This window comes from Okeania sp. SIO2C9 (genome assembly GCF_010672455.1).
GTDB lineage: Bacteria > Cyanobacteriota > Cyanobacteriia > Cyanobacteriales > Microcoleaceae > Okeania.
Window position 1 is genome coordinate 1 of record NZ_JAAHGO010000045.1, and the last position, 7891, is coordinate 7891.

At 33.1% G+C, this 7891-nt stretch carries 10 protein-coding genes; 1 reads left to right on the plus strand and 9 read right to left on the minus strand.

Features of this window, described 5'->3' with window-relative positions:
* The first annotated feature begins 111 nt into the window (after nucleotides 1–111).
* Nucleotides 112–540, plus strand: coding sequence for an RNA-guided endonuclease InsQ/TnpB family protein (locus F6K23_RS26780; protein WP_367267832.1), 429 nt, complete (start codon nucleotides 112–114; stop codon nucleotides 538–540).
* 227 nt (nucleotides 541–767) lie between these two features.
* Here the strand turns inward: F6K23_RS26780 and F6K23_RS26785 are convergent, their stop codons facing one another.
* The 9 genes from F6K23_RS26785 to F6K23_RS26825 form a co-directional block, all read right to left on the minus strand.
* Nucleotides 768–2807 (minus strand): tetratricopeptide repeat protein, encoded by a 2040-nt coding sequence (locus F6K23_RS26785; protein WP_293161441.1) that lies wholly within the window; start codon nucleotides 2805–2807, stop codon nucleotides 768–770.
* A gap of 1 nt (nucleotide 2808) precedes the next feature.
* Nucleotides 2809–2991 carry a hypothetical protein gene (locus tag F6K23_RS26790; RefSeq protein ID WP_293161442.1) on the minus strand — a complete coding sequence of 61 codons (183 nt, stop codon included), beginning with the start codon at nucleotides 2989–2991 and terminating at the stop codon, nucleotides 2809–2811.
* Nucleotides 2988–3176: a hypothetical protein gene (locus tag F6K23_RS26795; RefSeq protein ID WP_293161444.1), complete on the minus strand. Its 189-nt coding sequence runs from the start codon at nucleotides 3174–3176 to the stop codon at nucleotides 2988–2990. Before F6K23_RS26795 ends, F6K23_RS26790 begins: the two co-directional genes overlap by 4 nt.
* A 68-nt stretch (nucleotides 3177–3244) precedes the next feature.
* Nucleotides 3245–3436: a hypothetical protein gene (locus F6K23_RS26800; RefSeq protein ID WP_293161445.1), complete on the minus strand. Its 192-nt coding sequence runs from the start codon at nucleotides 3434–3436 to the stop codon at nucleotides 3245–3247.
* Between the two features lie 364 nt (nucleotides 3437–3800).
* The gene (locus F6K23_RS26805) at nucleotides 3801–3992 is read right to left on the minus strand and encodes a hypothetical protein (RefSeq protein WP_293161446.1); all 192 of its coding nucleotides are present in this window, start codon (nucleotides 3990–3992) and stop codon (nucleotides 3801–3803) included.
* Nucleotides 3989–4177 carry a hypothetical protein gene (locus F6K23_RS26810; RefSeq protein WP_293161447.1) on the minus strand — a complete coding sequence of 63 codons (189 nt, stop codon included), beginning with the start codon at nucleotides 4175–4177 and terminating at the stop codon, nucleotides 3989–3991. The genes F6K23_RS26805 and F6K23_RS26810 overlap by 4 nt, the downstream gene beginning before the upstream one ends.
* Before the next feature lie 69 nt (nucleotides 4178–4246).
* Nucleotides 4247–4438, minus strand: a complete 192-nt coding sequence (locus F6K23_RS26815) for a hypothetical protein (protein WP_293161448.1) — start codon at nucleotides 4436–4438, stop codon at nucleotides 4247–4249.
* The gene (locus F6K23_RS26820; RefSeq protein WP_293161449.1) at nucleotides 4435–4602 is read right to left on the minus strand and encodes a hypothetical protein; all 168 of its coding nucleotides are present in this window, start codon (nucleotides 4600–4602) and stop codon (nucleotides 4435–4437) included. The genes F6K23_RS26815 and F6K23_RS26820 overlap by 4 nt, the downstream gene beginning before the upstream one ends.
* A gap of 840 nt (nucleotides 4603–5442) precedes the next feature.
* Complete coding sequence (locus F6K23_RS26825) at nucleotides 5443–7689, minus strand: tetratricopeptide repeat-containing sulfotransferase family protein (protein ID WP_293161450.1); 2247 nt, start codon at nucleotides 7687–7689, stop codon at nucleotides 5443–5445.
* Nucleotides 7690–7891: the final 202 nt, after the last annotated feature.

The following is a 7891-nucleotide window of genomic DNA, read 5'->3' on the forward strand; positions in this document are numbered from 1 at the left end:
AGTTCCATGGAAAATTGAAAGATGCCAGGACAGATTTTCTGCATAAATTATCTACTAAAATAATTCGTGAAAACCAAACAGTTGTTTTAGAGGTATGACAATGTTTCTGGGATGGTGAAAAACCGCACATTATCCAGAGCTATATCTGATTTAGGTTGGCGAAAATTTAGAACTTTATTAGAAGGAAAAGCTGAGAAATACGGTCGTGATTTTAGAGTCATTAGCAGGTGGGAACCTACAAGTCAAGTTTGCTCAAATTGTGGCTTTAAAGGTGGGAAGCTAGACCTTCAGGTTCGAGAATGGGAGTGTCTCAACTGCGGTGCAAAACATGATAGAGACGAAAATGCAGCAATAAATATATTAGTCGCGGGCGGGCAGTCCGAGACATTAAACGGACGTGGAGGCAAGCGTAAGACTACTGCAAAAGTAGCAGCAGCCTGTGTTAGCGGAGCTTTGCGCCAGCAAAACGTCAACTCGCCGAGGAGCTACGGCTCAGTAGGAATCCCCGCGCCTTTAGGCCGGGGAAGATGTCAAAAATAGTAAAGATTAAAGAGAGAAGTCATTTCAGTTATCAGCGATCAGTTGGCCTCATAAGGTTGGAACTACGGACTTTAGTACCTCTGCAATAAGGAGGCTTGAAATATGGAATATTCTCTTTTTTTTATCCTCTAAAAAGGGGAGACTTGAGACCAAAATTTTTTGGTTAGGAGGTAAGAAGAGGAAGTTTATAAGACATAAGTAATAGCTGATGGCTGAATGCTTACTTTCTACCAATTAAATTTGATACCCAAATATTCTTCTAAACGTTGATTATGAGGTTGAAAATAATCACTTAATTTTTGTCGAAGTGATTCACTAATAGAAGAATAAGAACCAGCATTTAATTTTGGATAATCTGGAATTTGATAATCTGGCAAACCTAGAAAGTCGAAAACTTGCTTCATCGTACTTGCCGAGTCACTATAAAAGTCTTCACTTTTCAAAATTAGTAATTGTTCTCTAGGAAAAATAGCTAACCATTTCTTGAGGAATTCTACATATACGCCAGAAGCTATATAATCTCCTGCAAAATTCCAATAATTAGGATGATAAATTTTGCTGAGTTTTTCAAGTTGAGAATTAATAGCTACTTCACAAGAACGAAATTCTTTATTTAAACGTACTTGATGATAGTAATGAGAAATTGCTCGATCAACAGGATTTCTCATAATGAGAATTAGTTTGGTTTTGGGAAAAAAATGAAAGATTCTACAGGGAGCATATTGAGCATCAAAATAGGTAGTGCTTGCTTCTCCAGTTAAAAAATTTTTTGACTCTGAAATGGGAGGGAAATGTGCCCGATACCAATCTATACCTCTATGGAAATTGAAAGACCAAAAATGTATTTCTTTTTTGATGGCAGGTAAAATTTGGGGATGTTTAGTTATATAGCTATAAAGAGAGGTGGTTCCTCCTTTGCCTACTCCAATAATTAGAAAGTTGGCTTCTGATAATTGTTCTGAATTCCAGTGTTGGTTAACAAAGGTGGGATGGGTTTTATAAATATAATTTTTAGAGGCTGTTTGATAATATTTTATCGCTTCATTAATTCTGCCTACTTGAGTTAAAGCTTCTGCTAAATTTAGGTAAGTGGAAACTGAATTATTTTGATTTTCAATAAGTTTCTGAAATAAATTTACTGTCTCCTCAAGTTTGCCTAATTTTTCAAAGGTTTCCCAGAGACGAGTATCAGACCACCAAGCAAAATCAGGATTAATTTCTATAGCACGATGATAGGCAATAGAAGCTTCCAACCATTTTTGTTGTTGGGTTAAAGCTAATCCTAGATAATAGTAAGATTGACTATCTCGTTTAGTTTCTACAGCAACATAAGATGAGTTTAAATCTTGTTCTAGTTGAATTTTTTGCCGTAATATTTTCTCTAATTCCCGAAGGATATCTATTTGATATTTACTAGGGAATATTTCTCGCAACATATAATAGATAATGATGGCTCCAGAAATCTGATTTGCTTGTGCTAAAGCTGTGCCTAATTTTAAGTATAGTTCTGGATTTTCTCTGATGAGATATAGTGCTTTTTGATAAATAGGATATTGGTCTGGATTTTTAATAGCTTGACAATAATAATTGATAATTTCATCTAAATTTGATTCAGAAAGTTGGGCAAAAGCATCTCCTAACTGTAGGTGCATCCAAGGTAAATCCGGTCTAACTTGAGCAACCTCCAAATAAATAGCGATCGCTTCATCTAATTTTTTTTGTTTAAGTAAAACATCTCCCAGACATTGACGATACCAAACTACTTCTGGATTTAGTTTTATTGCTTGACGATATGCTATTTCTGCTGCTCCTAGTTTGCCAATTTGAAAAAGAATATCTGCTAATTTTTGATGAGTACCTTTAAGTTCTGGTTTGAGTTGAATTGCTGTTTGATAAGAAACAATGGCTTGCTCAAATTCTCCAACATTAACCAGTGCTTCTCCTAATTTATTGTAATCCCAATAACTATCAGGATTAATTTTAATAATTTGACGGTAAGCAACGACAGCTTCTGAGTATTTTTCTAGTTTAATTAGGGCATTTCCTAAGTTATGGTAAGACCAAGGAAAATCAGGATTTAATTTGATAGTTTGACGGTAAGCTGTAATAGCTTCATCCCACTTTTGTAGTTTAGTCAAAGCTTGTCCTAATTTATAGTAAGACCAAGAAAAATTTGGGTTGAGCTTTATTGCTTGATGGTAGGCATTAACGGCTTTATCCCACTGTTGTTGTTCTAGGAATTTTTCTCCTAATTCGTAGTAATTCATCTCAAGTTTTCCAATTAAATGTCATCTCTAAATCTGATTCTAGTTTGTGAATTTCAGCTTGAGAGAAATCTCTCAATTTTTGAGGCAGTAATTTCTTGATAAGCGGATAAGAGTCTAAGTTTAATTTCTGGTAGTCGAGAATTTGATAGTTTGGCAAATTGAAAAAATCAAATACTCCTGTCATCTTCCATTTTCCCAGTTAAATGTTATCTCTAAGTCTGATTCTAGTTTGTGAATTTCAGCTTGAAAGAAATCTCTCAATTTTTGGTGAAGTAATTTCTTGATAACAGGATAATATCCTCCGTTTAATTTTTGGTAGTGGGGAATTTGATATTTGGGTAAATTGAGAAAATCAAAGACTCGTTTCATTATAGTTGTGGGAGAAATTAAGAGCTTTATCGCACTGCTTTTCTCGAAATTTTTCTCCTAACTTTTAATCATCTATCTCTAGTTTCCCAGTTAAATTTCATCTGTAAGTCTGATTCATAGTTGTGAATTTCAGCTTGAGAGAAATCTCTAAATTTTTGAGGCAGTAATTTCTTGATAGGTGGATAATATCCTCCGTTGAATTTTTGGTAGTGGGGAATTTGATAGCTGGGCAAATTGAGAAAATCAAAGACTCCTTTCATCAGGTGTTGTGGGAGAAATTAAGAGCTTTATCGCACTGCTTTTCTCGAAATTTTTCTCCTAACTTTTAATCATCTATTCTCAGTCTGATTCTAATTTGTAAATTTCAGCTAGAAAAAAATCTCTCAGTTTTTGAAGCAGTAATTTTTTGATAGATGGATAAGACCTTCAGTTAAATTTCTGGTAGTTGGAAATTTGATAGTTTGGCAAATTGAGAAAATCAAAGATTCCTTTGAATTTTTGGTAGTCGGGAATTTGATAGTTGGGCAAATTGATAAAATCAAAGACTCCTTTCATCAGGTGTTGTGGGAGAAATTAAGAGCTTTATCGCACTGCTTTTCTCGAAATTTTTCTCCTAACTTTTAATCATCTATCTCTAGTTTCCCAGTTAAATTTCATATCTAAGTCTGATTCATAGTTGTGAATTTCAGCTCGAAAGAAATCTCTCAATTTTTGAGGCAGTAATTTCTTGATAAGCGGATAAGAGTCTAAGTTTAATTTCTGGTAGTCGAGAATTTGATAGTTTGGCAAATTGAAAAAATCAAATACTCCTGTCATCTTCCATTTTCCCAGTTAAATGTCATCTCTAAGTCTGATTCTAGTTTGTGAATTTCAGCTTGAGAGAAATCTCTAAATTTTTGAGGCAGTAATTTCTTGATAGGTGGATAATATCCTCCGTTGAATTTTTGGTAGTGGGGAATTTGATAGCTGGGCAAATTGAGAAAATCAAAGACTCCTTTCATCAGGTGTTGTGGGAGAAATTAAGAGCTTTATCGCACTGCTTTTCTCGAAATTTTTCTCCTAACTTTTAATCATCTATCTCTAGTTTCCCAGTTAAATTTCATATCTAAGTCTGATTCATAGTTGTGAATTTCAGCTTGAAAGAAATATCTAAATTTTTGAGGCAATAATTTCCTAATAAGTGGATAGGAGCATAAGTTAAATTTCTGGTAGTCGGGAATTTGATAGTTGGGCAAATTCAGAAAATCAAATACTCTTTTCATCTTCCATTTTCCCAATTAAATGTCATCTGTAAGTCTGATTCTAATTTTTGATGATGAGGTAGAAAGAAATCTCTCAATTTTTGCTGAAGTAATTTCTTGATAGATAGATAAAACCCTCCATTGAATTTCTGGTGGTCGGGAATTTGATGGTTAAGCAAATTCATAAAATCAAATACTCGTTTCATCATGGTTGTGGGAGAAATTAACAGCTTAAACCTACTGTTGTTATCGAAATTTTTTTCCTAACTCTGAGTCATTCATCTCTAAGTTTCCCAGTTAAATGTCATCCCTAAATACTCCTCTAATTTTTGATTATGAGGTCGAAATAAATTGGTCAATTTTTGGTGAAGTGATTTATTGATAGGTGGATAAGATCCTAAGTTTAATTTTCGGTAGTCAGGAACTTTATAAATGGATAAGACCTTCAGTTAAATTTTTGGTAGTGGGGAATTTGATGGTTGGGCAAATTGAGAAAATCAAAGACTTGTTTCATCATGGTTGTGGGAGAAATTAACAGCTTCTCCCCACTATTTTTATCCTAATTCTTAGTCATTCATCTCTAGTTTCCTAATTAAATGTCATCTGTAAGTCTAATTCTAATTTTTGATTATAAGGTCGAAATAAATTGGTCAATTTTTGGTGAAGTAATTTTTTGATAGGTGGATAAGAGTCTAAGTTTAATTTCTGGTATTTGGGAATTTGATGGTTGGGTAAATTGAGAAAATCAAATACTCATTTCATCTTCCATTTTCCCAGCTAAATTTCATATATAAGTCTGATTATAATTGAGGAATTTCAGCTCGAAATAAATTGGTCGATTTTTGGTGAAGTAATTTCTTGATAGATAGATAAAACCCTCCATTGAATTTCTGGTGGTCGGGAATTTGATGGTTAAGCAAATTCATAAAATCAAATACTCGTTTCATCATGGTTGTGGGAGAAATTAACAGCTTAAACCTACTGTTGTTATCGAAATTTTTTTCCTAACTCTGAGTCATTCATCTCTAAGTTTCCCAGTTAAATGTCATCCCTAAATACTCCTCTAATTTTTGATTATGAGGTCGAAAGAAGTTGGTCAATTTTTGATGCAGTGATTTACTGATAGGGGGATAGGAACCTAAATTTAATTTCTTGTAGTCAGGAACTTTATAATTTGGCAGACCGAGAAAATCAAATACTTGTTTCATCATGGTTGTTGGAGTTCGATAAAATTCTTCTGTGGGCAAAATTAGAATTTGTTCTTGAGGAAATATTCTCATCCAATTGTGGATAAAATCTATGTATATACCAGTGCCTAAATAATATAATTCATGATGCCAATAATTAGTGTCTAAGGGGGAATTTTTATAAATCATTTGCCAATTTTCTAATTCTTGATTTAATGCTGTTTCTAAAGAACGATTTTCTCTATTTATTCTCAACCAATGATAGTAGTGAGAAATAGCTCTATCTACAGGGTTTCTCAACATAATTATTAATTTGATTTTGGGAAAGTAATTAAATACTCTGTCTGGTGCTTCCCAATTTCCTAAATAACTAGGACTTGCTTCTCCAGTTATTAAATTTTCATGGTTTGGAATGGCAGGAAAATGAGAGAGATACCAATTTATTCCTTTGTCAAAGTTCATCGACCAAAAATTTATTTCTTTGACAACGGGGGATAAAATTTGAGGATGTTGGATGAGATAACTAAATAAGGAGGTAGTTCCTCCTTTTCCTGCTCCAATAATTAGAAAGTTAGGATTTTGAATGTCTGTCAAATTCCACTGTTTTTGGTAAAGGGAGGGATGAGATTTTAAAGTTTGTTGATAACAAGCAGTTTGGTAACAAATAATTGCTTCATCTATTTGATTCTGTTTTGTCAGAATTTCTCCGAGATTTATATAGGACAAATATGAATCTGGATTTTGTTGAATAAACTTTCGGTATAAATTGACTACTTCATCTAATTTTCCGCAACGCTCTAAAGTGTGCCATAAATTATAATTTGACCAAGATAATTCTGGATTAAGTTCTACAGCACGCAGATAAACAACAGCAGCTTCATCCCACTTTTGTTGTTGAATAAAAGCATCCCCTAAAAATTGATAAATTTCCGAAATATTAGGTTGAATAGAAATAGCTTTTTGATAAGAGGCGATCGCTTCATCTAATCTTTGTTGTTTGACTAGGGTATTTCCTAGGTAATTCCATAGCCAATAGTTATGAGGATTTTTTTCAATTTCTTGGCGGTAGATTTTTTCTGCTTTTTCCCATTTATCTTGTTTGAGAAACAAATTCCATAAACATAAATGAGGTCTATCTATTTCTGGATTAAGTTCTATTGCTTTTAAGTAACTGGTAATTGCTTGGTCTGATTTTCCTGTAGCTTCTAGAACATCTCCTAATGAATTATAAGACCAATAATAGTTAGGATTAATTTCTATAGCACGACGGTATGCTGTTATGGCTTCTTGCCAATTTTCTAATTTTACTAAAGCATCTCCTAATGAGTTATGAGACCAATAAGAATTAGGATTAATTTTGATGGCTTGATAATATTTGACAATAGCTTCTGTTTCTCTTTGTTGTTTGAATAACACTTCTCCTAAATTATGGTGAGCAGAGTAAATCTTGGGATTAATTTCTATAGCTTTTTGCAGAATAGTCTCAGCTTGGTCTAATTTACCTAATTTAATTAAAGTTTCTCCTAATTTATTGTGAGACCAATAGGAATTAGGATTAATTTTTACGGCTTTTTGGTAGGCAGTTACCGCTTCATGTAAATTATCTTGTTGAGTCAGTGCTTCTCCTAATTTTTCGTAAGATAAATAAAAATCAGGATTCAGTTTAATTGCTTGTCTAAATGCTGTAGTTGCTAAATCCCATTTTGATAGTTGAATAAAGCTCTCTCCCAATTTCTGATATGACCAAGAAAAATCAGGGTTAAGTTCTATAGCACGTTGATATGCTGTGACAGCTTTTTCCCACTGTTGAAGTTGCATTAAAGCTTCTCCTAATTTGTGATAAAACCAGGAAAAATTAGGATTAAGTTGAATGGCATGTTGGTAAATAGTAATAGCTTGTGAAAAATTTTCTTCTTGGAGGTAAATATCTCCCAATTTTTGGTAAATTCCCCAATATTCAGGTTGAAGTTCTAGAATTTTTTCATAACAGGCGATCGCTTGTTCTATTTTGCCTTGGGATAAATAAATTTCTGCCTGTTTTTGGTTTTGTAATACTATTGTTTGTAAGTCTGTATTTGAGGACATAATTCTAGAGGTGTCAGAAGGAAGAATTCAATAATTGATAATTGATAATTGATAATTGATAATTACCTCTCCCTAAAAGGAAGAGGATTGAATAAAAGGAAAATTTTTTCTTGTTTTTCCTTTAAAGGAGAGGAATTTCACCTTAATTATTCGGTAAAATATTTTAGTTATCCCAATTATTCTAAACATTCTTTTTTCACCC